The sequence below is a fragment of the Ammoniphilus soli genome, assembly GCF_040813775.1.
In genome coordinates, this window is sequence record NZ_JBEGDL010000009.1 from 73,368 (window position 1) to 96,631 (window position 23,264).

The 23,264-nt window shown below is 43.7% G+C and carries 26 protein-coding genes; 20 read left to right on the top strand and 6 right to left on the bottom strand.

The genetic code is table 11. The annotated features are described in order from the left end of the window. The first annotated feature begins 27 nt into the window (after positions 1–27). From ABLT31_RS18055 to ABLT31_RS18070, 4 genes are all read left to right on the top strand, one after another. Positions 28–1,284, top strand: coding sequence for a M48 family metallopeptidase (locus ABLT31_RS18055; protein ID WP_367754127.1), 1,257 nt, complete (start codon positions 28–30; stop codon positions 1,282–1,284). A 60-nt stretch (positions 1,285–1,344) separates the two neighbouring features. Beyond that, on the top strand, positions 1,345–1,989 hold the full coding sequence (gene trmB, locus ABLT31_RS18060; RefSeq protein ID WP_367754129.1) for a tRNA (guanosine(46)-N7)-methyltransferase TrmB: 645 nt from the start codon (positions 1,345–1,347) through the stop codon (positions 1,987–1,989). Positions 1,990–2,056: 67 nt separating this feature from the next. Further along, a complete protein-coding gene (locus tag ABLT31_RS18065; protein ID WP_367754131.1) occupies positions 2,057–2,335 on the top strand; it encodes a hypothetical protein in 279 nt (92 codons plus the stop codon). Between the two features lie 147 nt (positions 2,336–2,482). Then, positions 2,483–3,796, top strand: coding sequence for a DRTGG domain-containing protein (locus ABLT31_RS18070; protein WP_367754133.1), 1,314 nt, complete (start codon positions 2,483–2,485; stop codon positions 3,794–3,796). Positions 3,797–3,892: 96 nt separating this feature from the next. Here the strand turns inward: ABLT31_RS18070 and ABLT31_RS18075 are convergent, their stop codons facing one another. The 4 genes from ABLT31_RS18075 to ABLT31_RS18090 all read right to left on the bottom strand — a co-directional run bounded on the left by ABLT31_RS18075 (position 3,893) and on the right by ABLT31_RS18090 (position 5,454). Then, on the bottom strand, positions 3,893–4,174 hold the full coding sequence (locus ABLT31_RS18075; protein WP_367754135.1) for a YtpI family protein: 282 nt from the start codon (positions 4,172–4,174) through the stop codon (positions 3,893–3,895). Positions 4,175–4,352: 178 nt separating this feature from the next. Beyond that, positions 4,353–4,535, bottom strand: coding sequence for a hypothetical protein (locus ABLT31_RS18080; protein ID WP_367754137.1), 183 nt, complete (start codon positions 4,533–4,535; stop codon positions 4,353–4,355). A gap of 101 nt (positions 4,536–4,636) precedes the next feature. Next, on the bottom strand, positions 4,637–5,134 hold the full coding sequence (locus tag ABLT31_RS18085) for a hypothetical protein (protein WP_367754139.1): 498 nt from the start codon (positions 5,132–5,134) through the stop codon (positions 4,637–4,639). Then, positions 5,131–5,454, bottom strand: a complete 324-nt coding sequence (locus ABLT31_RS18090; protein ID WP_367754141.1) for a YtrH family sporulation protein — start codon at positions 5,452–5,454, stop codon at positions 5,131–5,133. The genes ABLT31_RS18085 and ABLT31_RS18090 overlap by 4 nt, the downstream gene beginning before the upstream one ends. A gap of 146 nt (positions 5,455–5,600) precedes the next feature. On the opposite strand from ABLT31_RS18090, the gene ABLT31_RS18095 reads away from it, so the two are divergent. From ABLT31_RS18095 to ABLT31_RS18135, 9 genes are all read left to right on the top strand, one after another. Then, complete coding sequence (locus ABLT31_RS18095; RefSeq protein WP_367754143.1) at positions 5,601–9,008, top strand: DNA polymerase III subunit alpha; 3,408 nt, start codon at positions 5,601–5,603, stop codon at positions 9,006–9,008. 124 nt (positions 9,009–9,132) lie between these two features. Continuing rightward, the gene (ystJ, locus tag ABLT31_RS18100; protein WP_367754145.1) at positions 9,133–10,365 is read left to right on the top strand and encodes an NADP-dependent malic enzyme; all 1,233 of its coding nucleotides are present in this window, start codon (positions 9,133–9,135) and stop codon (positions 10,363–10,365) included. A 106-nt stretch (positions 10,366–10,471) separates the two neighbouring features. Further along, positions 10,472–11,140, top strand: a complete 669-nt coding sequence (locus tag ABLT31_RS18105) for a FadR/GntR family transcriptional regulator (RefSeq protein ID WP_367754147.1) — start codon at positions 10,472–10,474, stop codon at positions 11,138–11,140. Positions 11,141–11,176: 36 nt separating this feature from the next. After that, positions 11,177–11,362: a glutamate decarboxylase gene (locus tag ABLT31_RS18110; RefSeq protein WP_367754149.1), complete on the top strand. Its 186-nt coding sequence runs from the start codon at positions 11,177–11,179 to the stop codon at positions 11,360–11,362. A 55-nt stretch (positions 11,363–11,417) separates the two neighbouring features. Continuing rightward, complete coding sequence (gene accD / locus ABLT31_RS18115; protein ID WP_367754151.1) at positions 11,418–12,299, top strand: acetyl-CoA carboxylase, carboxyltransferase subunit beta; 882 nt, start codon at positions 11,418–11,420, stop codon at positions 12,297–12,299. Continuing rightward, complete coding sequence (accA, locus tag ABLT31_RS18120) at positions 12,299–13,264, top strand: acetyl-CoA carboxylase carboxyl transferase subunit alpha (protein WP_367754153.1); 966 nt, start codon at positions 12,299–12,301, stop codon at positions 13,262–13,264. Before accD ends, accA begins: the two co-directional genes overlap by 1 nt. Positions 13,265–13,355: 91 nt before the next feature. Continuing rightward, positions 13,356–13,814: an acyl-CoA thioesterase gene (locus tag ABLT31_RS18125; protein WP_367754155.1), complete on the top strand. Its 459-nt coding sequence runs from the start codon at positions 13,356–13,358 to the stop codon at positions 13,812–13,814. A 68-nt stretch (positions 13,815–13,882) separates the two neighbouring features. Then, the gene (locus tag ABLT31_RS18130) at positions 13,883–14,767 is read left to right on the top strand and encodes a DUF421 domain-containing protein (protein WP_367754157.1); all 885 of its coding nucleotides are present in this window, start codon (positions 13,883–13,885) and stop codon (positions 14,765–14,767) included. Further along, the gene (locus tag ABLT31_RS18135; RefSeq protein WP_367754159.1) at positions 14,768–15,127 is read left to right on the top strand and encodes a DUF4363 family protein; all 360 of its coding nucleotides are present in this window, start codon (positions 14,768–14,770) and stop codon (positions 15,125–15,127) included. Between the two features lie 32 nt (positions 15,128–15,159). On the opposite strand, the gene ABLT31_RS18140 is transcribed toward ABLT31_RS18135, so the two are convergent. Beyond that, positions 15,160–15,366 carry a DUF1657 domain-containing protein gene (locus ABLT31_RS18140; RefSeq protein ID WP_367754161.1) on the bottom strand — a complete coding sequence of 69 codons (207 nt, stop codon included), beginning with the start codon at positions 15,364–15,366 and terminating at the stop codon, positions 15,160–15,162. Between the two features lie 126 nt (positions 15,367–15,492). Here ABLT31_RS18140 and ABLT31_RS18145 point away from each other — a divergent pair, with 126 nt between their 5' ends. After that, positions 15,493–15,780 carry a hypothetical protein gene (locus tag ABLT31_RS18145; protein ID WP_367754163.1) on the top strand — a complete coding sequence of 96 codons (288 nt, stop codon included), beginning with the start codon at positions 15,493–15,495 and terminating at the stop codon, positions 15,778–15,780. 32 nt (positions 15,781–15,812) lie between these two features. On the opposite strand, the gene ytvI is transcribed toward ABLT31_RS18145, so the two are convergent. Then, the gene (ytvI, locus tag ABLT31_RS18150) at positions 15,813–16,943 is read right to left on the bottom strand and encodes a sporulation integral membrane protein YtvI (protein WP_367754165.1); all 1,131 of its coding nucleotides are present in this window, start codon (positions 16,941–16,943) and stop codon (positions 15,813–15,815) included. Between the two features lie 139 nt (positions 16,944–17,082). Here ytvI and ABLT31_RS18155 point away from each other — a divergent pair, with 139 nt between their 5' ends. The 6 genes from ABLT31_RS18155 to pnpS all read left to right on the top strand — a co-directional run bounded on the left by ABLT31_RS18155 (position 17,083) and on the right by pnpS (position 23,221). Further along, the gene (locus ABLT31_RS18155; RefSeq protein WP_367754168.1) at positions 17,083–17,565 is read left to right on the top strand and encodes a DUF441 domain-containing protein; all 483 of its coding nucleotides are present in this window, start codon (positions 17,083–17,085) and stop codon (positions 17,563–17,565) included. Positions 17,566–17,744: 179 nt separating this feature from the next. Then, a complete protein-coding gene (gene icd / locus ABLT31_RS18160) occupies positions 17,745–19,040 on the top strand; it encodes an NADP-dependent isocitrate dehydrogenase (RefSeq protein ID WP_367754170.1) in 1,296 nt (431 codons plus the stop codon). A gap of 25 nt (positions 19,041–19,065) precedes the next feature. After that, a complete protein-coding gene (mdh, locus tag ABLT31_RS18165; RefSeq protein WP_367754172.1) occupies positions 19,066–20,004 on the top strand; it encodes a malate dehydrogenase in 939 nt (312 codons plus the stop codon). A 245-nt stretch (positions 20,005–20,249) separates the two neighbouring features. Further along, positions 20,250–20,723, top strand: coding sequence for a hypothetical protein (locus tag ABLT31_RS18170; protein WP_367754174.1), 474 nt, complete (start codon positions 20,250–20,252; stop codon positions 20,721–20,723). Positions 20,724–20,739: 16 nt separating this feature from the next. After that, positions 20,740–21,438 carry a winged helix-turn-helix domain-containing protein gene (locus ABLT31_RS18175; RefSeq protein WP_367754176.1) on the top strand — a complete coding sequence of 233 codons (699 nt, stop codon included), beginning with the start codon at positions 20,740–20,742 and terminating at the stop codon, positions 21,436–21,438. A gap of 1 nt (position 21,439) precedes the next feature. Then, on the top strand, positions 21,440–23,221 hold the full coding sequence (gene pnpS, locus ABLT31_RS18180; protein WP_367754178.1) for a two-component system histidine kinase PnpS: 1,782 nt from the start codon (positions 21,440–21,442) through the stop codon (positions 23,219–23,221). Positions 23,222–23,264 lie beyond the last annotated feature (43 nt).

Genomic DNA, 23,264 nt, shown 5'->3' on the forward strand with positions numbered 1-23,264 from the left:
GGGAGAAGGCGTAAGGGAGGAGAGCAAGTGCGAAGATTTTATGTGATATTCACCGTGATTCTTTGTTTATATGGACTGTTAATAGGGTGGTACCTATTGCATACTCCGAGTTCCTTACCAGCGGAGTGGATAGGAGGTCCCTCTGACCCAGCGACATTTATGAATAAAGAGCAAATGGAACAGTCTATTTCTTATTCCAGGATAAAGAATATTGTTTTCTTTATAGGAGGACCTTTGGAATGGGGAATCTACCTCTTAATCCTTGGGTTAGGACTTACAGCTGCTTACAAGAAATGGGCGGAAAAGATTAAAGGAAGTTTCTTCCAAGTGGTCATCTTTGCCTTTTTGTTAAGTTTAACGACAAGCCTGTTTCATTTTCCCCAAGATTACTTTATGTTCGAGCTGAGGCATGAATACGGCATGACCAACGAGCCTTTTTCCAGCTGGATGGCAGATAAGCTCAAGTCATTCGGCCTCTCGGTGATCTTGATGAGTCCGGTTGTTTGGATTCTTTATCAAATTGTGCGAAAAAGCCCCCGTCGATGGTGGTTGTGGTGTTGGATTGCCTCGATCCCAATCGCTTTGTTTTTTATGTATGTTCAGCCGATTGTGCTGGACCCCATTTTCCATGAATTTTCGCCTCTGAAGGACGAGCGGTTAAAAGAGGATATCTTAAAATTGGCTGAGCAAGCAGATGTGCCCGTGGACCAGGTTTATGAGGTGGACATGTCTAAAAAGACGAATTCGCTGAATGCCTATGTCAACGGTATAGGTGATAATACGAGGATTGTCTTATGGGATACTACTCTTCAAAAGCTGAAACAGGATGAAATATTATTCATTATGGCCCATGAAATTGGCCACTATGTTCTCCATCATATGATTTGGCTGCTTATTGGAACTATATTTATGATCCTAGCGGCGCTCTATGTTATTTATCTCCTCTTGGAGTGGAGCATTAGGCGGTTTGGACAAAGCTGGGGGATCGATAGGGTAGGGGATATCGCCTCGTTGCCTCTTTTTCTACTTTTGCTATCCATTTTATCCTTCCTATCCATGCCCGTTCAAAATGCTGTTTCAAGACAATATGAACATGCAGCGGATGTATATGCAATGGAAATGATGAAGGATCCGGATGCTGCGGTCCGAACGTTTCAACGATTGGCAGTAGAGGGTTTGTCAGAGGTCAATCCGCCTCCTTTAGTAAAGTATTTTCTCTATGGGCACCCTACTTTGCATGAGCGGATTTTGTTCGTAAAAGATTATGGACAGGCGAAAAGATAAAAACGTATACTGAATCGAATAGGATAAGCAGAATGTCAGAGAGATAGGAGTCATATTAAAATGAGATTGCGCAAGAAGCCTTGGGTAAAAGAGGAAATTGTGAGCTATGAAAGATTAGTTGTTCTAGATCCACAGGCGCAGTGTGGGAAATGGAGCAGTTGGTTTGGCAATAACCATCCTATCCATGTCGAATTGGGGACAGGAAAAGGGAATTTTATTACCACGCTTGCCGAGCAAAATCCTTCTGTGAATTACATCGGTGTGGAAGTACGAGAAGAAGTATTGATTTCCGCTGTTCGAAAAGCTGCCAAAAAAGGGTTAACGAATATTGCTTTTCTTTGGCTCAACATAACGAAGCTAGAAGAGGTCTTTGCTGAAGGAGAAGTGGAAAGGTTCTTTTTGAATTTCAGCGATCCTTGGCCCAAAACCCGCCATGCTAAAAGGCGTCTCACACATAGAGACTTCCTTAACCGCTATAAAAGAATCCTTCAAAAAGGAAATGAAATTCATTTGAAAACGGATAACGAGAAGCTGTTTGAGTTTTCCTTGAATGAAATGAGTGACAGTGGCCTTCGTTTAAAGAACATCACCTTTGATTTGCATAATAGTGCATTTGAAGAAGCCAAATCGGTCATGACGGAATATGAGCAAAAGTTTGTGAACCTGGGGATGAAAATTTACCGGGTGGAAGCTGTGGTTCAGTAAAAGGCATTTCTTGTCCCTTTCTTTCATATATTTCTATGGATAATATGGGGGATAGGAAGGTGAGAAGTTGAAAAAATTTCGCGCCCTAAGCTGTCTTGTGTTTGCTTTATGCCTCGTATTCTACGCGGTTCCTCGTTTGCCGATTCAGGGCCAATCGGAACTCGCGACGAATTTTAGTTTCGTTTGGCTGGCGTTTGCTATGCTGGTCGTCGGCAGCAACCTGTTTTATGTCCTTGGACCGGAACGCCAAAGATCAGCCCAATCACCAGGGCGGTTAGCGGAACACCAGCCATTCGCCAAACGAGCTTCAACACGGCATAAAAAGCGCAGTACTAATGTTCGTTAAGAAGAAGGGGCCTTTGTCTAGGGACAAAGGCTTCTTTTTTATGTTCAGGTTGTTATTGTTATACTAACTCGCTATAATGAGAATACAACAGATTAGTACAGTGTAGAGACGGTATAAGAGTAATTATTTAAATACAGGTGGTACACAATGGCGACAAAACATGAACAAATACTAAAACACATTGAGAGCCTCGAGGTCGGATCGAAGATTTCTGTTCGTCAGGTGGCAAAAGATCTCGATGTGAGTGAAGGAACAGCCTACCGGGCGATTAAGGATGCCGAAGTCCAAGGACTTGTGAGTACCATTGAACGTGTCGGAACGGTAAGGATTGAAAAGAAGCAGAAAAAGAACATTGAGAAACTCACCTTTGCTGAGGTTGTAAATATTGTTGATGGGCATGTTTTAGGGGGAAGGGAAGGTTTACATAAAACCCTGAACAAGTTTGTCATTGGCGCCATGAAGTTAGAAGCGATGATGCGGTATGTGGAACCTAGCAGCTTGTTGATTATAGGAAACCGGTATCAAGCGCACAAGCTGTCCTTGCAATATGGAGCGGCAGTTCTGATTACAGGGGGATTTGACACGAGTGAAGATGTCAAGCAGCTTGCGGATGAGCTGCAATTGCCGATTATTTCAAGCAGCTATGATACCTTTACAGTGGCCGCACTGATCAACCGTGCCATCTATGACAGGCTTATCAAGAAGGAAATCGTCATGGTGGAGGACATCCTGACACCGATGGACGCGACGTACTATTTATATACCAATAGTAAGGTGAAAGACTGGCACGCCTTATCGCAAGAAGTGGGTCATGGACGTTTTCCGGTTGTCGACGAGCAGCTTAAGCTGCATGGAGTTGTGACTACCAAGGATGTCATGGGACACGATGACGAGGCGGCCATCGATAAGCTCATGACGAAAAATCCACTAACAGCGATGCCGAGAGTTTCGGTTGCTTCGGCCGCTCATATGATGGTTTGGGAAGGGATCGAACTGTTGCCGGTTGTAGACAATCACAAGAAGCTTTTGGGAGTTATCAGCCGGCAGGATGTCTTGAAGGCAATGCAGTCTATCCAGAAGCAGCCGCAAATTGGAGAGACATTCGCAGACCAGATTATTTCGCGATTTGAAGAAGAAAAGCTGGACGGCGGAAATATTGTCTTCCGCGGAGAAGTAACGCCTCAAATGACCAATCATCTGGGGACGATTTCGAGTGGCGTCTTGACTACCATTGTCTCGGAATCAGGGAGCAGAGCGCTAAGACAGCACCGAAAAGGCGATATGGTACCAGAAAATATCACGGTTTATTTTCTTAAGCCGGTACAGATTGAGAGCGCCATTGAAATCAGGCCTCGCGTCATGGAGATCAGCCGGAAGTTCGGAAAGGTTGAGGTGGAGGTCTTCCATCAGGGGATGCTTGTGGCAAAAGCAATGATGACAACGCAAGTGGTTGAGCGATAAAAAGCAGGAAGGGGGGGGAGCTCCTTCCTGCTTTTTTCTACGGAATAAGAAAGTATAAACTTCTTCGAGTTAGCCTCCTTATTTCGCATAAATTCCCTACCTTTCCACCATTCCCTTATAATAACGGTAATTCTTCAAACCCATAATAAAGTTTACTCCCCCTAGAAAAAGCAATAGGGTCGCAATGATGACACGGGTCTTCGTTAAATCAGGGAACAGGAGCTGGTTGGCAGAGAACAGAATTAACGTAACCCCCATAAAGATATTCATCAAAGCCTGGCCTATTTTCCGGCCAAGAGGCTGCTTTACCATGCGGTATTGGAAGCCAAATACGATGGTCAAAAAAAGTGCTGCGATAGTGAAGCCAGTTAAAATCATGTGGTTTGTTCCTTTCGTAGCAGATTAATACGCTGTTTATTATACAACAAAAATTCCCTAACTTTACATCAAGGGGTAAACTCTCAAATTTGATAAAATCAATTTTATCAAATTTGACCCGAAGGGTTGATGTAAAGTTAGGGAAAAAGCCCGGCTTTTCATGCCGGACTAGAACAGTCTATTCTTTTATCGGGATAAACCTGTTTCCAAAAGGGGTTTTGTCTATGTGGACGCGAAGATGGTGATCTCTGATATATCTCTCGATGAACTCAGTGACCTGGGTTGTTTCCGCGAAGGTGGAAAAGCCGTTTTTCAGCCTTTCACATTTGGCTCGAGCCATTTCCCGTTGATTGATGATCATTTTGATCAGCCTCCTTCAATAAGTTTTCTTGTCTTTTATTTTACACTATATTTTAGAATCTTTCGACATGATTGGTGCAGATGTCACCATATTTTCAAATTTTAAGGGGTTGGCTGTTCCAGTTTGGCAATGAGATACAAATGCACCGTTTGGTAGATGGTCATGTTCCTTAGTTCGACTTTTACGGTGCGGTCTCCCAGTTTGTACGTACGTTCCTTGAAATGCTGCCACACAAGTAAGTGCAAGTCATCGACACTCTCCAGAGATTTTCCTTCCAAAAACTTCATTTCTCTTCCAATGCGTTTCTGCAGTTCTAACTCGATAAACTTATCTTCTGGCTTGGGATCTTCGAGATGAATCTCTATGTTTTCTACTGTAAGCTTTTTTGTGTTCCGGCTGTTATTTTGCTCTTCATATTTTTTAACCTGATCTTCAAAGTGTTGACTCTGGTTTTCTAAAGCTTTCAATTCTAAATGAAGTCTATCCAGTTCTTTGCCGTAAAACAATAGAAAGATAAGAGCACCCAGCACCATGCCAAGGCAGAAAATCATTTCATATCGAATCCACTGCTTATAGGTTTGTCGGCTAGGAATTCTCATCCTTCGATCTTCCCTAGCCATTTAATAAGAATAAATCCGCTATAAGCTCCGGCAAAGGCACTGATGATGAGGATAATCTGCTTTATAATGTCAGATACCTCTCCATTGTTAAAAACCCGTTCAATTTGCATGAATGAGTCGAACGTTCCCCCGAGTGCTCCGACAAGCCCCCAGATCTTCAGTTTTTCAGAGAGTGCCATCATGTTGCTCAAAGGGGGCTGCCTGACCAAAAATGACCCCATGGCTCCCATTAAAGACCCGCCTACTACGATTCCGAAGGCAATGAAGAAATGGAGGATGACGTTGGCTAAAAGAGTCAAGGATAACCACTTCCTTTTCAGTATCCATATATTTTTATGGACAAGTAAGGCGGAATATGATCATTCTTTCGAAGAAAGGCTCCACAGGAGAACCATCGGATATTGATGTATAATAGATAAAAGCCTGAGGAGAAAGGAGAGAGACTATGGAGCGTTTTGTACATTTGCGGGTCCATAGCGAATTCAGCCTATTAGAAGGCGCGTGCAGAATCGAAGGGCTTGTGAAACAGGCGAAGGATCTGGGGATGGATGCCTTAGCCATTACGGATTACGGAACGATGTATGGTACGATACCATTTTATAAAGCATGCTTGCGCCATGGAGTGAAGCCTCTGATTGGAGTGACGATGGATGTTATCCAAGGGGATTTGGCTGATCGTGTGCGGGATGAAAGCCGCCATTCCCTCGTTTTGATAGCAGAAAACGATAAGGGCTATAAAAATCTGCTTAAGCTCGTAACGGAGGCCAGCCTTCAGACGTCCTATGGAAAGCCAAGGGTCAATAAGTCTCTGCTCAGAACTTTCGCAGAGGGCCTAATCGCCTTTTGCTCTGGGATGTCCGGTGAAATCCAGCAGCTGCTCCAAGAACGGAATTTTAACGCGGCTGTGGACGTGGCGAAGGAATATGAGGGCATCTTCGGATCAGGAAGCTTTTTTCTGGAACTTCAAGACCATGGTCTAGAGGACCAGCGCTTGCTTAATCAACGCATTCTTCAATGCAGCAGGGATACAGGGGTTCCGCTTATTGTGACCAACAGCGTCCACTACCTTGATCGGAAGGATGCTTTGAATCATGATATTTTGCTTTGCATCGGAACCGGGAAGCACTTGAGCGATTCCAACCGGTCAAGGTTTCCGAATGATCAGTTTTACCTAAAAAGCCAAGAGGAAATGATCAAGCTTTTTCCCTATGCTAGGGAGGCCGTTCGGAATACGATCTCGATAGCAGAGCGCTGTGAAGTCAACATTCCATTCGGCCAGTATATTCTTCCTCAGTTTCCCCTCCCGGAGGGGGAGACTTCGGAAAGGTTTCTTCGAAGGCTTTGCGAGGAAGGGCTTGAAATGCGCTATGGAAACCCCTCCCAGGAAGCGAAGGAGAGATTGGCGTATGAGCTTTCTGTTATTGAAAGAATGGGATTTTCCGATTATTTTTTGATCGTTTGGGATTTTATGAGGTTTGCTCATCAACAAAAGATAGTAACAGGGCCGGGACGGGGATCTGCCGCTGGAAGTCTTGTTGCCTACACCCTCCGTATTACAAATGTGGATCCTCTTAAATATCAGCTGCTCTTCGAACGATTCCTTAATCCGGAGCGGATCAGTATGCCGGATATCGATATAGACTTTGAAGTGGAGCGGCGGGGGGAAGTTATTGACTACGTCTCCAAGAAATATGGCAAAGAGTATGTCGCACAGATCATCACTTTCGGGACAATGGCGGCACGAGCGGCAATTCGGGATGTAGGGCGGGTCATGAACTACCCTGCTCATGTCGTGGATCAAACCGCCAAGCTTATTTCACAAGGAATGACGCTTGACGAAGCAGTGAATTCCATACCTGAGCTAAAAAAGGCGCATGAGGAAAGTGAAGAGGTGGAAAAGCTCATCCGCTTTGCGAAAGGGATTGAAGGGCTTCCCCGCCATGCGAGTACCCATGCGGCCGGCATAGTGATTTCCAAGGCTCCGCTAACCGATTATGTTCCATTGCAGCAAGGAAATGAGGGGCACTCCTTAACGCAATTTTCCATGGAGCATCTAGAAGAAATCGGTTTGCTGAAAATGGATTTCCTGGGATTAAGAAACCTGACGATTATCGAACTTGCATTGTCGTTGATAAGGCAGAACCAAAACGTTGTGAGTTTTCGCTTGGAAGACATGCCCCATGATGATGAGAAAACTTTCAGTATGCTGACACACGGAGACACCACAGGCATTTTTCAGCTGGAGTCTTCGGGTATGCGAAATGTACTGCGTGAGGTGAGGCCATCAAGCTTAGAGGATATTATAGCCATCCTTGCTTTGTACCGCCCAGGTCCTATGGAAATCATTCCGGACTTTGCAGCAGCTAAAAATGGGCGAAAGCAAGTAAGCTATCTTCATGATGATCTGCGTCCTATCCTTCAGGATACGTATGGTTTTATCCTGTATCAAGAGCAAATTATGCAGATCGCTTCTCAAATGGCCGGATACACGCTGGGTCAAGCAGATGTATTGCGTCGGGCGGTCTCCAAAAAAAAGCGGGAAGTACTTGAGGAACAAAGGGAGCAGTTTGTCTCAGGGTGCATACAGAAGGGGTATCCGGAAAAAACGGGACAGGAGTTATACGATCTCATCGTTCGATTTGCTGATTATGGATTTAACCGCAGCCACAGCGCGGCATATAGCCTGATCGCTTATCAGATGGCTTATCTGAAAGCCAATTATCCTCGGGAATTTCTTACAGCATTATTGAGCCTTTCTATAGGCAATGCGGCGAAAGTAGCGGAATATGTAGACGAATGCAGGAAAAGGTCTATCCCGGTTATGCTTCCGGATATTAATCATAGTTCAGCATTATTTTCCATCCGCGATAATGGAATTTTATTTGGACTTTCCGCCATCAAAAATGTGGGGATGCATGCCGTTCAAATCATTCTAGAAGAAAGAAAGAGACGTGGAAATTTCAGAAGTCTTTCCGATTTCTGCAGGCGAGTGGATTCTAGGGTTTGCAACCGAAGGGTGCTGGAAGCTCTTATTCAAAGCGGGGCATTTGATCCATTGGCAGGACATCGGGCACAGAAGCTATCCATATTGGATGTAGTGTTGGAAAAAGCCCAAGGTTGGAGGAAAGATCATGCTGATGGTCAAGTCAGCTTGTTTTCTGAAGGCACACAAGAAGAGGAAGTTCGATTCCCAGAGATCCCGCCTTTTACGAAGAAAGAGTGCTTAGATCTTGAGAAAGAGCTGTTGGGGCTTTTTGTATCCGGGCATCCGTTGGATGAATATAATCCGATTCTCAATCGCAAGGAGGTCACTCCTCTTCATCGGCTTGATCAGTTCCATAATCAGACGGTTATGGTGGCAGGCATGATTGCAGAGTCCAGAGTGATTACGACTCGCAAGGGGGTTCCGATGGCTTTTGCCATGCTGGAGGATAAAGTCTCGCAGCTAGAGCTGGTTGTTTTTCCAGCTGCTTATGAGAAGGAACCATCTCTATGGAAAAAGAATAAAAAAGTTGTTGTTCAAGGCAAAGTAGAGAAGCAAGACGAAAGCACTAAACTCATTGCCAACAAGGTATGGGACATGGATTCCCTGCTGCTAAACGCTCAGAAGAAAGAAGAGGCCCTTTTTATTAAGGTTACGGAAGAGCTGGAAAGATCAAGCAAGCTATTGGACATTCAGAAGGTGTTGCTGAAATATGCAGGAACTTCAGTTGTCTATTTATATTATGAAAAGAGTAAGGAAACCAAGAAGTTGCAGGATAAATATCATGTAACAATCCATTCGCAGCTGGTTACTGACTTGGAAAATCTCGCGGGGACGGGATCTGTAATTGTCAAAGAGTGGAAAAGTTAAAGTTCTTGCCATATTCGCTCGGAAATTATCGATTAATTTTGCGTTTACTTGGGCATAACTTCTGCTATAATTATGTAAAAGAAATGAGTGGTCAGACCACTTCGTTGAAGGAGAGGGTTTATCCGTGTCGACACTACGTGAGGCAGCATTGCAAATGCATAAAGAAAACCAAGGCAAGCTAGCAGTTTTTTCTAAAGTTGCGGTGAGAAATGCCCAAGATCTTAGTCTTGCCTATTCCCCTGGGGTTGCAGAGCCTTGTAAGGAAATTTTTAACGATGAAGGCAAGGTGTATGATTACACCATGAAAGGAAACCTTGTAGCTGTAGTTTCGGACGGAACGGCAGTATTGGGATTGGGGAATATTGGTCCTGAAGCGGCTATGCCAGTGATGGAAGGGAAGGCGGTATTATTCAAATCCTTTGCAGGCGTGGATGCTTTCCCTTTATGCTTGTCTTCATCGGAAGTGGACAAGGTCGTTGAAACGGTTAAAATGCTTGCTCCGACATTCGGGGGTGTCAACCTGGAGGATATTGCAGCTCCCCAGTGTTTTGAAATTGAAGAACGGCTAAAGAAAGAGTGTGATATTCCTGTCTTTCATGATGACCAGCATGGGACAGCCATCGTTACGGCTGCAGGATTAATCAATGCCTTGAAGCTTGTAGACAAGAGCATGGAAGAAATTCAAGTGGTGGTAAACGGTGCAGGGGCAGCGGGGATTGCCATTATCAAATTGCTATTAAGCCTAGGTGTCAAGGATGTTCTTCTCTGTGACACGAAAGGGATTATTTATGACGGGCGTCCGTTTGGCATGAACCCAGTTAAAGATCTGATGGCTAAGTTAACCAACATCTCGAAGCGGGAGGGGACGCTCGCTGATGCCATGCAGGGGGCAGATGTGTTTATTGGGGTGTCTGTAAAGGGAGCCGTTACGAAAGAAATGGTGCAATCGATGAACAGGGATCCGATTATTTTTGCCATGGCTAATCCAGATCCGGAGATTATGCCGATAGAGGCAAGAGAAGCAGGGGCTCGCGTGGTTGGAACCGGAAGATCCGATTTTCCGAATCAGGTGAACAATGTCTTGGCTTTCCCTGGGATTTTCCGTGGGGCACTGGATGTCCGGGCTGCACAGATCAATGAAGCCATGAAGGTAGCTGCCGTATATGCGATTGCAGACCTCGTGTCAGCAGCGGAGTTAAATGAGGAGCATGTGATTCCCAACCCGTTTGATCCAAGGGTTGCTGCCCATGTTGCGGCAGCGGTTGCGCAGGCCGCTATGGATAGCGGAGTGGCAAGAGTCAATGTTGACCCTCAGGCTATTAAAGAAAGAACGTTAAAGCTTGCTTCGATAAAATAAAAGGTCCAGAAGAGAGGGAATCATTCATGATTTCCTTCTTTTTCCGTATAGGAATGTAAGAATTTCTTTACCATAATTGTAATCCAGATGGAAGTGAGGTGTCCCTATGCTAATTGGCCCTTCTACAGGTGATAAGGTCTATCATGGAATTTTACTGGAATTGAACCGAATTGTAGAAGAAGACAATCTTCGCCCCGGTGATAAGCTCCCATCAGAAAGAGAGCTGTCAGAACGGCTGAAGGTGGGAAGATCGTCGGTTCGGGAAGCACTTAGGGCGCTGGAGCTGTTAGGGCTGATTACAACCCGCAGGGGTGAGGGGACTTTCATAGAGCATTACCGGCATAATAAACTGTTTGATATATTAGGTTATTATTTGCTGCGCGATCGAAAGGCTACCAAAGACTTAACAGAGATGCGGATTATCCTTGAGCTGGATGCTGTTCGCTTGGCCTGTGACCGTGCGTCCGAAAAGTATATTGAAATCATGGAGAAATCGATCTCGGATGCACTGGCAAAAATGCGTCGCGGTCAATCGCCTGTGGAAGAGGATTTTGAATTTCATCGTGCGATTGCTAGGGCCAGCAGGAATTCTGTTTTGCAGCGCATTTGGATTCCTATAGTAGAATACAGTAAAACCATACGGGAGGTTTCCCTTACCAGTGAGGCTGCATTCGAACTTATGATAGAACAGCACAGAGGAATACTTGAATCCATCCGGAAGCGAAATCCGGACGAAGCTGAAAAGAGGATGAGAGAGCATTTAACCCATGGTTAGAATGGCGAGATGGACGATTTGGATAGGAGGCCCAAGATGTGGACAGTGATTTATATAGCGCCTAACGCAAAAATGGCGGAGAGAATACAAGATAGGCTGACTGCTGAAGGGTTTTTGGTCAAAATCAGACAGGCATCGGTATCTAAGCATTTCGAAGTCCTTGTTCCAGAGACCGAACTGGATGAAATTCAAGAGATCCTCAGCTCTATTCTTCACCAATAACGGAAAAGGCAAGAAAACAGCGGACTTTTGTTCGTTTTGATAAGAGGTGTATGTATTGTTAAAAGATATTTTTTATAAGAGAAGAAAATATGCAACGATTTCCAGCCCAGTGACCGCGGAACAGCCATCTCCTGCAGACAAGAAAGAAATACCTGAGGGGATCATGGTGAAGTGCAATGAGTGTGGAGCCATTTCTTACACGAAGGAATTGGAAAAAAATCTAAAAGTGTGCTCTTCGTGTGGTCACCACTTTGCGATGAATTCCTTTGAACGCGTCCATGCCACGTTGGATGAGGGCCATTTCTTTGAGTACGACAGTGATATGATTTCCGTAGACCCGCTTTCTTTTCCGGATTACTTGGAGAAAGTGGAGAAAGACATGGAAAAGACCAATCTCAACGAAGCGATTTTAACCGGGGAAGGTACCATTATGGGCCATCCTGTGGTAATTGGTGTCATGGATTCCCGCTTCCGCATGGGGAGCATGGGATCGGTTGTTGGAGAAAAGGTCTTTCGGGCGATTGAGAAAGCGATGGAAAAGAAATATCCTTTTATCCTGTTTTCCGCATCAGGTGGAGCGCGTATGCAGGAAGGGGTCCTCAGCCTCATGCAAATGGCCAAAACAAGTGCAGGTTTGGCTAAGCTGCATGATCAAGGCGGGTTGTTTATCTCCATCATGACAAACCCGACTACAGGTGGAGTATCAGCAAGCTTTGCAAGTCTTGGCGATTATAATTTAGCGGAGCCGGGTGCTCTCATTGGATTTGCCGGACGCCGGATCATCGAGCAAACGATTCGCCAGGAGCTGCCGAAGGATTTCCAAACCGCAGAGTTCCTGCTTCAGCACGGACAACTGGATCAGGTTGTCCATCGAAAAGATATGAGAAGCGTATTGGGGAAAATTCTTGATATTCACACCGTAAGGGGGACGATTTAATGCCAGGAGAATTGCAGTTTGAAAAGCCCCTTGTGGAGTTGCAAAATAAGATTGCTGAGCTTCGTAAGTTTACGGAGGAAAAAGGAATTGATTTTACCGACGAAATCGTGAAGCTGGAAGAAAAGGCCAAGCAGCTTCAAAAGGATATTTACGGCAACTTGACTCCCTGGCAGAGGGTTCAGATTGCCCGCCACCCGGAAAGGCCGACGACCCTGGATTATATTAAGCATATATGCACGGATTTTCTAGAATTGCATGGGGATCGCGTTTTCGGGGATGATCCGGCTATCGTTGGCGGAATTGCTAAACTTGACGGTCAACCGATTACTATCATTGGCCATCAGAAGGGGAAGGATACCAAGGATAACATTGCTCGGAACTTTGGCATGCCTCATCCGGAAGGTTATCGGAAAGCCCTGCGGCTGATGCACCAGGCTGATAAGTTTAAGCGCCCGATCATCTGCCTAATCAATACGCCTGGGGCTTATCCAGGTATCGCTGCAGAAGAGCGGGGCCAAAGTGAAGCGATTGCTCGGAATTTGAAGGAAATGGCGGGGCTCTCCGTTCCTATTATCTGTATCGTGACGGGGGAAGGAGGCAGCGGAGGTGCTCTAGCTCTAGGGGTGGGCAACCGTATCCTGATGCTTGAGAATTCCTTTTACTCCGTGATCTCGCCAGAAGGGGCAGCAGCCTTGCTTTGGAAGGACTCCAGCTTAGCTCAGAGAGCAGCAGAACATATGAAAATTACAGCGAAAGACTTGAAAGATTTAGGGATGATTGACGCTATTATCCCAGAGCCCTTTGGCGGAGCGCATAAAGATCTCTCCAGGCAGGCCCAATTGATGAAAGAAGCTTTGCTTGTTCATCTGAAAGAATTAAAAGGCTTGTCCGCTGATGAATTAAAGAATGATCGGTATGCCAAGTTTGCAGCGATGGGCCAATTTTCAACGCTAATTAGCCAATAGTTTAACGAATGATCAAGCCCAATCCATGAGAATGGGCTTGTTTACTGTTAAAGAAGCTCTAAGGGTGGCCTGGCTACCCTAAAATGCTTCAATGAAGTTTTTAAAAATTGAAAAGGAGCGTGGGGATGTGCCTAGAAGAGTAGAGTCAAAGCTAAGGGTGCGATATCAGGAAACGGATCAAATGAAGGTGGTTTATCATGCGAACTATCTCGTATGGTTTGAGATTGGCAGAACAGATTTTATAAGGGAACTCGGAATATCTTATTCCAATCTCGAACAAATGGGATTATTGCTGCCAGTCTTGGATGTGCAATGCAAGTACATACAATCCGCAAAATATGAAGATGAATTAACCGTTGAAACCACGGTAAGCGAGGTGAAGGGCGCGCGACTAACATTCCAATATCAAGTAATCCGTCAGAAGGATGGCCAGCTATTGGCTAAGGGAATGACTCAGCACGTCTTTGCTACACCTGATCTTAAGCCCATTAACTTAAGATCCAAAATGCCTGAGCTTTATCGCATGCTAATGGAAAGCATGGAATCGTAGGGGAAGTCTCACAGAGGGGCTTCCTCTTTTTTTGTGGAAAGTTTTAAGGCGAGAGGGGAAATATAGTAATGGAAGGTGAGACGATGTCCATTACAAGCTTAGTTCTTATGCGTTCAATAGTAGCCTTTATTGTACTTTTTATTTTTACAAGGCTAATAGGTAAACAGCAACTGTCCCAGCTGACTGTCTTTGAATATCTGGTGGGAATAACCATTGGCTCGATTGCTTCTGCTATGTCCATTGAACTAGAGATTCAATCCATGAATGGGGTTATTGGGATGGCCGTTTGGGCACTCATCCCCATTGGGTTGGCTTTGCTCGGATTAAAAAGTCCGTTGATGAGAAAGTATATCGAGGGTGAACCACGGGTGCTTATACGAAACGGTCGGATCGTGGATCATAACCTGAGAAGGGAAAGAATTGATTTAGACCAGTTGCTCATGTTGCTGCGGCAGAAGAGTATTTTTGCTGTAGCTGATGTGGAATTTGCAATTCTGGAAGTCAATGGACAGCTAAGTGTGATGCCTAAATCGAATAAGAGACCCTTAACGGCAAGCGATATCCATCTGCCTGTGAGTAGCGAGCCGAATTCTATCACCTTGATTAAGGATGGGGTAATCAACACGGAGGCATTAATGGAAGCGGGGATGGACAAGGCCTGGCTTACTGGTAAGCTAAGGGAACAGGGAATAAAGGATGAAAAAGAAGTGTTCCTGGCGCAACTAGAAAGTAGTGGCCGCTTTTATGCGGATCGGAAAGATGAATGGCGAGAAAATTTAAATCCGGGACACGAGGCTGTATTAAGTCGCTTTTATCAACTGCATGCTGATTTAAGTCAATTCAGCTATCAAACAGAGAGTGAAAAGGCTAAGAAGGAATATCAAAAGATGAAAAAACAAATGGAGAAAATGATTCGTCAACTGGAAAATTACGTGTCAAAAGTCAAAGATTAGGTGATTAACTTGAAGCGACTTCTTATTTTTCTTGTTCTGTTTGGATTATTGTCAGCTTGCCAAAATCCTTTTAAAGCACCTTTCAATGAACAGCAGAATATCTCGCAGTGGATAAGAAAGGCAGAAACACAAATCTCCTTGGGAAATTGGAAAGAGGCCACGCAGATGTCTAAGCAGTTGACCGAGGGGTGGGGATCCATACGAAAACGAATTAGCCTTAACGCCAGTTCTGGAGATTTGACCGAGATGGATATGTCCATTGCACAACTCGCTGTACTTGTTAAGCAGGAGGAAAAGACATTGGCCCTGGTTGAAGTAGAAAGATTAAAACAGCTTTGGAAGAGTATTGCAAGTATGTGAGGAGGGGGCAAATTAGCCCCCTAGAGGTTGTTTTATTGCTGCTTATATTGAGGCTCTTGCTGTTCAACATAGCTTGCCCTAGCTTTTAAGCTGCTTACGATACTCTCCATAGACTGGGCTAGCTGTCCATACATTTGTTTAGCTTCCTGATCATTGGTTTCAAGGGCAAAAGAGGTCAGATTTGCTTTAACCCCTTCAGCACTGGCTAGGGTCTGTTGGATTTTGGTACCTACAGTCATATTCGAACTCACCTCTTTGTGTTTTATCGTTAATAATGTACACGGTTCAGCGTATTTTAGTAATGGCAGAAACCAGCAAAATAGACTCATCCCTTGTTATGCAAACTAAGCTTATGGAGGTGAGTCATGATGTTCACAATACGCAAACGTTGGAAAAGCCTTTGCTTCTGCCTCCTTGCAGCAAGCAGTCTAACTGCCTGCGGCTACGCCGATGGTGGGGCAAATACGAACAGGTATAACGGACCCACAACATTAGATCATGAGCCAATCCCTGCGGATGGCTACCAAAATCAGTACTACACCAATCAGCGATACCCAACCCTTGGCATAAACGGGTATAACGAACCATATCCGGAAATGGATAACATTAATGACAGCCCCTACCTAAAGGCTCAACAAATGAGGCAACAATAAAAAAAGGAGTCTGGATTATTCCAGGCTCCTTCTTAAGTTACCGTTTCTCCTTTAATAAACTTCCAAATGTCTTCAAACACACGTGCATTAATCAGGGCATTCAGGATAACGACAGTGACAGGACCTAGAATTAATCCAGCGACGCCCAATAGCTTCAACCCAACGAAGAGGGAGATCAGCGTGATCAAAGGATCTAATCCTATATTTTCTGCCACAATTTTTGGCTCCATAATCTGGCGTTGAATAATGACCACTCCATAGAGAATCGATAAGCCAATAACAAGGCTGAAATTTCCTTTAATAAATAAATAGACAATCCAAGGGACGAATACAAATCCCGTGCCCAAAAGTGGGAGCAAATCCAGGATTCCTGTAATAATGCCAATTGTAAAGGCATATTCGACCCTTAAAATAATCAATCCAATAACCACAATAAACCCAGTAATGCTAACTAACGTAACCTGAGCCTTAATAAATCCGAATAAAGCTTTTTTTAAATCGCTAAAAACGATGGCAAGCCTTGCCTTGAAAAGTTGCGGTAACCAAGCTGAGATTCTTTCCTTAAAACAATAAAAGTCTTTGCTGATAAAGAAGGCTGCAAGCAAGGAAATAACAAGGACCGTTGCAGCGTTAGGCAGGGAAGTGAGGAAGTTCTGAAGGCCATTAAGTAAGCTATTCACCAGATAAGTTCCCGCACCAGCAATCTTAGTTAAGCCCAACCCGATATTTTCTCCGATTTTAGCTTTGTAGCTTTCATCTAACGAACTATAATAAAATTGGAGATTATCGTAAAAATTAGTAATAATCTCTTGAGTTATAAACTTATTTATATAGTCTGTTGCCTCCTGAATATAAACCGGCATTAGCGCGATCAAGTGTGTAATTTCTATAACCAACTGAGTAATAAATAAAGTGAAAGATCCAATAACAATAACGATGAGAAGGGACAATACAATAGCGACAGCAGCCCATCGCGGAAGCCTCGTCCTTCGCTCCAATGCGTTGACCGGACGGTTGATTAAGATCGCTATAATGAGTCCAATAATAAAAGGGTATATTAGGGGTATGGCAAAATTTAATATCCAAACTGCCGCTAATATTGAGAAAGCAACGATGGCTAAACGAATGATTTGGAAAACGCTTGTTTTCCAGTTGTATTCCATATCATGCCCCCCTATCTAATATCCATTTTGTCCAAAAATGGAAAATTGAAGTCTTTCCAATCATTCTATTATTAGGTTATGATAAAAAAGGCTAAAAAAGCAATATTTGGTTACCGCAAACAATAGAAAGGGGGAGAGGATGAGCATGCAGGCCATTCAGCCCTATCTCCTTCTCATAGTATTATTAGTGATTGGAATCATTGGAAAGAATCAATCCATTGTAATTGCAGCAGCTGTCCTTATTGCGATAAAGCTGTTTCATTTGGATAAAATGGTTTTTCCTACTGTCCAAAAGAATGGAATCAACTGGGGAGTCACCATTCTGATGATCGCTGTGCTGATACCCATAGCTACAGGGGCGATTGGCTTTCAGGAACTCTGGCAATCGCTTTCATCGCCAGCAGGGATTATTGCCCTATTTGCAGGAATTTTAGCGGCTATTATTCCGATACCCGGGATTTCCCTTTTAAAGGATAACCCGACCGTTACGACTGCTATTGTAGCTGGAACGATTCTTGCTGTGTCGCTGTTTAAAGGAATACCTGTAGGACCCCTAATTGCAGCTGGTCTTGCCGCTTTTTTTATTCAAGGTATGAACCTTTTTAGTCAATTTTTCAGATAGTCATTCACAAAAGTGGCGAATTATTCTATAATTATAGAGGGCTTGAAACTAAGTTTTACCCTATGAAACTGAAACTGCATTTCTTTACTTCCGCAAAAGCCATCGTGTTCGAGTCTTTCGTCTCGTCCACCATGCTTTGATATGCATTAACGAGTATACATAATTTAGGAGGGGTAAACATGTCACTATTCCAACGCTATGAGATGCCCACAAGTGGAGAGAAAATCACGGTAGAAAACGGGAAACTAAATGTTCCTAACAATCCCATCATTCCTTTTATCGAAGGGGATGGTACGGGTCCAGATATTTGGAACGCTTCCGTTCGCGTCCTTGACGCAGCTGTTGAGAAGGCTTATAACGGCGAGAAAAAAATCGCTTGGTATGAAGTGTTTGCTGGTGAGAAGGCATTTAATAATTATGGTGAATGGTTGCCTCAAGATACCTTGACTGCAATCACAGAATATTTGGTTGCTATTAAAGGACCATTAACGACTCCTGTTGGAGGCGGAATCCGCTCCATTAACGTGGCGCTTCGCCAAGAATTGGATCTATATGCTTGCGTTCGTCCTGTTCAGTACTTTGAAGGTGTGCCATCTCCTGTAAAGCATCCTGAGCTGACAGACATGGTAATCTTCCGTGAAAATACTGAAGATATCTATGCCGGTATCGAATGGGCTGAAGGATCTGAGGAAGTAAAAAAGGTTCTTGCTTTCTTGCAAAATGAAATGGGCGTAAAGAAAATCCGTTTTCCTGAAACTTCCGGTATCGGAGTTAAGCCGGTTTCGAAAGAAGGGACTAGCCGCCTTGTTCGTGCAGCTATCCAATATGCTATCGATAACAATCGCAAGAGCGTAACCCTTGTTCACAAAGGTAACATCATGAAGTTTACGGAAGGTGCATTTAAGAACTGGGGCTATGAAGTAGCTGAAGCTGAGTTCGGCGATAAGGTATTTACTTGGGCACAATACGATCGCATTAAGGATGAGCAAGGTACAGAGGCTGCAAATAAGGCTCAATCCGATGCGGAAGCAGCTGGTAAGCTAATCGTGAAGGATGTTATCGCTGATGCTTTCTTGCAGCAAATTCTTACTCGTCCTGCGGAATATGATGTTGTAGCTACCTTAAACTTAAACGGTGACTATATTTCCGATGCACTTGCTGCACAAGTAGGCGGAATTGGCATTGCTCCTGGTGCCAATGTAAACTATGTGTCCGGACACGCGATCTTTGAAGCGACTCATGGTACAGCACCAAAATATGCTGGCTTAGACAAAGTGAATCCGTCTTCTGTTATCCTTTCGGGTGAAATGATGCTTCGCCACCTAGGCTGGACAGAAGCTGCTGATCTGATCATCAATTCCATTGAGAAGACCATTGAAAGCAAGCGAGTCACTTATGATTTCGCTCGTTTGATGGAAGGTGCTACAGAGTTGAAGGCTTCCGAATTCGGGGATGAATTAATTAAAAATATGTAATTCAATTGATTGGAGGGAACTGAAAATGGCTTTTAAACGTAGAAAAGTTGCGGTTATTGGTGCTGGTTTTACAGGGGCGACTACGGCTTTGATGTTAGCTCAAAAAGAACTAGGGGATGTTGTGCTTGTAGACATTCCACAGCTTGAGAACCCAACAAAGGGTAAGGCGCTTGATATGCTGGAAGCTAGCCCGGTTCAAGGTTTTGATTCCAACATCATCGGTACTTCCAGCTATGAAGATATCCAAGATGCAGATATGGTTATCATTACGGCAGGTATTGCCCGTAAGCCAGGCATGAGCCGCGATGACTTAGTTAACACAAACGCCGGCATCATGAAGTCTGTTGCCGAAAACGTAGCGAAATATGCTCCAAACAGCTATATCATCGTATTGAGCAACCCAGTTGACGCAATGACATATGTTTGCTATAAGACAACAGGATTCCCTAAAAACCGTGTAATTGGGCAGTCTGGTGTGTTAGATACTGCACGTTTTAACACTTTCGTATCCCAAGAGCTAAACGTTTCTGTTGAAGATGTTTCCGGTTTCGTTCTAGGTGGACATGGCGATGACATGGTACCGCTTGTGCGTTACTCCTATGCTGGAGGAATTCCTCTAGAAAAATTAATTCCAGCTGACCGCTTAGAGGCGATCGTTGAACGCACGCGTAAAGGCGGCGGTGAAATCGTCAACCTTCTAGGAAACGGAAGTGCATACTACGCTCCTGCCGCTTCCCTTGTACAAATGGCTGAAGCTATCCTAAAAGATAAGAAACGCATCTTGCCATCTGTTGCTTACTTGGAAGGCGAATATGGATATAATGATCTTTACCTTGGCGTACCGACTGTTCTAGGTGGAGACGGTATCGAAAAAGTTCTAGAATTGGAATTGACCGAACAAGAAAAGGCAGCTCTTGATAAGTCTGCTGACTCTGTTAGAAATGTAATGTCCATTTTAAGATAATAGTAGCAATCAAGCTAAAAAGCCCAGGAGAGATTCCTGGGCTTTTATCTTTACTGTTTAAGAAAGTTTAAGTTCACTAAAAGTGCTAAAGTGAACAAACTTTCTTAAACGCATAAAAAGCTTCCTCTAAAGGTGGTCTGGCTACCCTGAAATGCTTCAACGAAGCTTTTTTTACAATAGGTTAACATTTAATTTACAAAGGGTATGATATCATAAAAGGGTAGCTGGAAGGATTGGAGGTAACCATGATTAAGAGGCATTTGCATATTTTGGTGCTGATGGTGTTATTCTTGCTCTCAGGATGCAGCTTCTTGCAAGCCTCTCCCGAGGAGATCGAGCAATATAAGCAAGAGTTTATTGCGATGGTAGATGAAGCTGCGAAGGAAGCAGAAAATGGACAAAAGGTTTTAGCTGAGGTTCGGCAGAAGGTAGAAGAAGAGGGCGTAAAGAAAACGAAAGCCCAAAATACCATATTGAATGGCGTTTCGATTAGCGAGGCGATTAAAGAGGATGCTATAAAAGCACAAATACCGGAAGAGATGGAACCGGTTAGAGAAAAGCTTATCGCATCTTTAGATAAACGTATTGAAGCCTATGATCACTTATTTAAGTACTATGATTTTTTAGATGATCAATTTCGAGTGACAGGTGATGCCTTGCTCGAAGAATCCTTGCAGATGTTTAATGAAGTGTTAGAAGACATTGAACAATTCAGATAACAGGAGAAAACTAAAAATGGAAAAAATCTTAGTCATCGAAGATGAGTTATCCATTTCAACTTTGTTGAAATTCAACTTGGAAAAGGCGGGGTATTCCGTAATTACTTCACATGATGGTATAGAAGGACTTGAATTGGCAAGAACGGAGTTCCCTGATCTAATTCTTTTAGATCTTATGCTGCCAGGTATGGATGGAATGGAAGTATGCAAAAGCCTGAGAATGGAGAAAAATACAACGCCCATTCTTATGTTAACAGCAAAAGATGAAGAGTTAGATAAAATCCTTGGTTTAGAACTAGGCGCTGACGATTACATGACCAAGCCTTTTAGTCCGCGCGAAGTCGTGGCAAGGGTAAGAGCCATCCTAAGAAGAACGAAACAAGCCGCAGTGCCTGCTGCAGAACAGCAGGAAGAACAAGTTGTCAGTCTAGGACCTTTAGAAATCTACCCGGAAAAATATGAAGCCACCCTCAATAATCAAAAACTTGAACTGACGCCAAAGGAGTTTGAACTTTTATTATACTTGGCTAAAAATCAAGGACGTGTCATGACAAGAGATCAGTTGTTAAATGCTGTATGGAACTATGATTATGTTGGAGATTCTCGGATTGTAGACGTGCATATTTCCCACTTGCGGGAGAAAATTGAAGAGGATACAAAGCAACCCAAGCATATCAAGACAGTACGCGGCTTAGGCTATAAATTCGAGGCGTAACATGCAAACCTTCAGTTTTCGCTTGAATTCAATCATTATTTCCATGATGGCCTTGATTCTTTTTCTTGTAGGTTTTTACGTTGCTGGCCTTATGGAAAAAGTATACATTGAAACTTTATCAGATCGGCTATCAAGAGAAGCTACCATTATATCCGCATCCATTCGGTCACAGAAGGAATTTTCAGATTTCTCTTCTGCAGAATTGCAAACCTTGGTGAACCGTTTTGCGGATGCAAGCAATGCAAGAATTACCATTATGGATACAAAAGGGAAAGTATTATCCGATTCAGAGGTTAGTGCAGATCAAATGGATAACCACTTGAATCGCCCTGAAGTCAGAGATGCCATGAACAGCGGGAGCGGGCTCGCAGTTAGGTACAGTGACACTTTGAATACAGATATGATTTATATTGCCCATGTCATGGGTTACTCCGAAGGGAACACGCAAGGAATCGTACGACTTTCTTTGCCCATTGTGAAGATTAATGATTTCATTCATAACCTATGGTTGAGCTTAGCATTCGGGATGGGAGCTGCTCTGATTTTAACGGTTATTGTCAGTCTTTTGGTATCCAGGTATATAACGAGTCCGATTGTGGAAATTACTTCGGTTGCCAGGAAAATTACCCAGAAGAAATATGAAAGCCGCGTCCGCACCAAGGGTGCGGGTGAAGTCGGACAGCTGGCTAGCGCGCTCAACTTCATGGCCTCCAGTCTGGAGTCTCAAATGAAAGAGATTAAGGAAAATGAGGAAAAGCTGTTTGGCGTTTTGAATAATATGGTAAGCGGGGTCATCCTGATCGGGGAATCGAGGCGAATTCTATTAGTCAATTCCGCTATTGAGGGTTTTCTTGGGTATACGGAAAAATCGTGGGTAGGAAAACTGCATATTGAAGCTGGCCTAAACTTTGGATTAAGTCAGCTTATTGACCGATGTTTTGCCACGGGAGAAAAGATTCGGGATGAGGTTCATATTTACTATCCTCATGAAAAGGTAGTGGATGCTAATTTAGCCCCTTATACAACCGATAATGGCGAAGTAAAAGGGGTTGTGGTGGTTCTGCATGATATCACTGCGATTCGAAGACTAGAAAAAATGAGAAGCGAGTTTGTTGCTAATGTTTCTCATGAGCTAAAGACTCCCATTACATCCATCAAAGGATTTGCTGAAACACTGCTGGATGGAGCGATGGAGGATAAAGATATCCTTAAGCAATTTCTTGGTATCATTCATATGGAAAGCGAGAGGCTCCATCGATTGATCAATGATATTCTTGATCTTTCGAAAATCGAACAAAAACGGCTTCCGCTTCAAATGGAAGAAGTGGATCTCGCTGATTTATTAACAATGATCAACCAAAATCTCCAAGAAAAGATAACCGCTAAGCGAATTCATGTACAAATGCCTAAAATTAAGCACTTAATAGTGGAAGGCGACCGGGATCGTTTACAGCAAATAATCATTAATTTATTTGATAATGCGATTACTTACACTCCTGACGATGGTACCATTCTTTTCAACATTGAAGATTTTAAAGATTCGATTCAGCTTTCTGTAATAGATAACGGCATCGGTATACCGGAAAGTGAAATTCACCGGATTTTTGAACGGTTTTACCGGGTAGATAAAGGGAGGGCGAGAAACTCCGGCGGAACAGGTCTTGGTTTAGCTATCGTAAAGCATCTTGTAGAATCCCATCATGGTAAAATTACGGTATCAAGCCAAGAGGGAAAAGGCACTAATTTTACGCTTTGTCTACCAAAAAAGCAAACCTTAATATAAAACCAATACTGTGTTAATGTCTCCTCAACAATTTTCTTATAAT

Excerpts from the sequence above, each read along its gene's own strand:
- ABLT31_RS18070 (WP_367754133.1), top strand. The coding sequence starts at position 2,483 with ATGGCGACAAAACATGAACAAATACTAAAACACATTGAGAGCCTCGAG.
- ABLT31_RS18170 (WP_367754174.1), top strand. The coding sequence starts at position 20,250 with ATGATTAAGAGGCATTTGCATATTTTGGTGCTGATGGTGTTATTCTTG.
- ytvI (WP_367754165.1), bottom strand. The coding sequence starts at position 16,943 with ATGGAATACAACTGGAAAACAAGCGTTTTCCAAATCATTCGTTTAGCC.
- ABLT31_RS18130 (WP_367754157.1), top strand. The coding sequence starts at position 13,883 with ATGGAAGGTGAGACGATGTCCATTACAAGCTTAGTTCTTATGCGTTCA.
- ABLT31_RS18155 (WP_367754168.1), top strand. The coding sequence starts at position 17,083 with ATGAGCATGCAGGCCATTCAGCCCTATCTCCTTCTCATAGTATTATTA.
- mdh (WP_367754172.1), top strand. The coding sequence starts at position 19,066 with ATGGCTTTTAAACGTAGAAAAGTTGCGGTTATTGGTGCTGGTTTTACA.
- ABLT31_RS18110 (WP_367754149.1), top strand. The coding sequence starts at position 11,177 with ATGTGGACAGTGATTTATATAGCGCCTAACGCAAAAATGGCGGAGAGA.
- ABLT31_RS18105 (WP_367754147.1), top strand. The coding sequence starts at position 10,472 with ATGCTAATTGGCCCTTCTACAGGTGATAAGGTCTATCATGGAATTTTA.
- ABLT31_RS18125 (WP_367754155.1), top strand. The coding sequence starts at position 13,356 with ATGAAGTTTTTAAAAATTGAAAAGGAGCGTGGGGATGTGCCTAGAAGA.
- pnpS (WP_367754178.1), top strand. The coding sequence starts at position 21,440 with ATGCAAACCTTCAGTTTTCGCTTGAATTCAATCATTATTTCCATGATG.
- ABLT31_RS18175 (WP_367754176.1), top strand. The coding sequence starts at position 20,740 with ATGGAAAAAATCTTAGTCATCGAAGATGAGTTATCCATTTCAACTTTG.
- ABLT31_RS18095 (WP_367754143.1), top strand. The coding sequence starts at position 5,601 with ATGGAGCGTTTTGTACATTTGCGGGTCCATAGCGAATTCAGCCTATTA.
- icd (WP_367754170.1), top strand. The coding sequence starts at position 17,745 with ATGTCACTATTCCAACGCTATGAGATGCCCACAAGTGGAGAGAAAATC.
- ABLT31_RS18140 (WP_367754161.1), bottom strand. The coding sequence starts at position 15,366 with ATGACTGTAGGTACCAAAATCCAACAGACCCTAGCCAGTGCTGAAGGG.
- ABLT31_RS18075 (WP_367754135.1), bottom strand. The coding sequence starts at position 4,174 with ATGATTTTAACTGGCTTCACTATCGCAGCACTTTTTTTGACCATCGTA.
- ABLT31_RS18145 (WP_367754163.1), top strand. The coding sequence starts at position 15,493 with ATGATGTTCACAATACGCAAACGTTGGAAAAGCCTTTGCTTCTGCCTC.
- ABLT31_RS18080 (WP_367754137.1), bottom strand. The coding sequence starts at position 4,535 with ATGATCATCAATCAACGGGAAATGGCTCGAGCCAAATGTGAAAGGCTG.
- ABLT31_RS18085 (WP_367754139.1), bottom strand. The coding sequence starts at position 5,134 with ATGAGAATTCCTAGCCGACAAACCTATAAGCAGTGGATTCGATATGAA.
- accA (WP_367754153.1), top strand. The coding sequence starts at position 12,299 with ATGCCAGGAGAATTGCAGTTTGAAAAGCCCCTTGTGGAGTTGCAAAAT.
- trmB (WP_367754129.1), top strand. The coding sequence starts at position 1,345 with ATGAGATTGCGCAAGAAGCCTTGGGTAAAAGAGGAAATTGTGAGCTAT.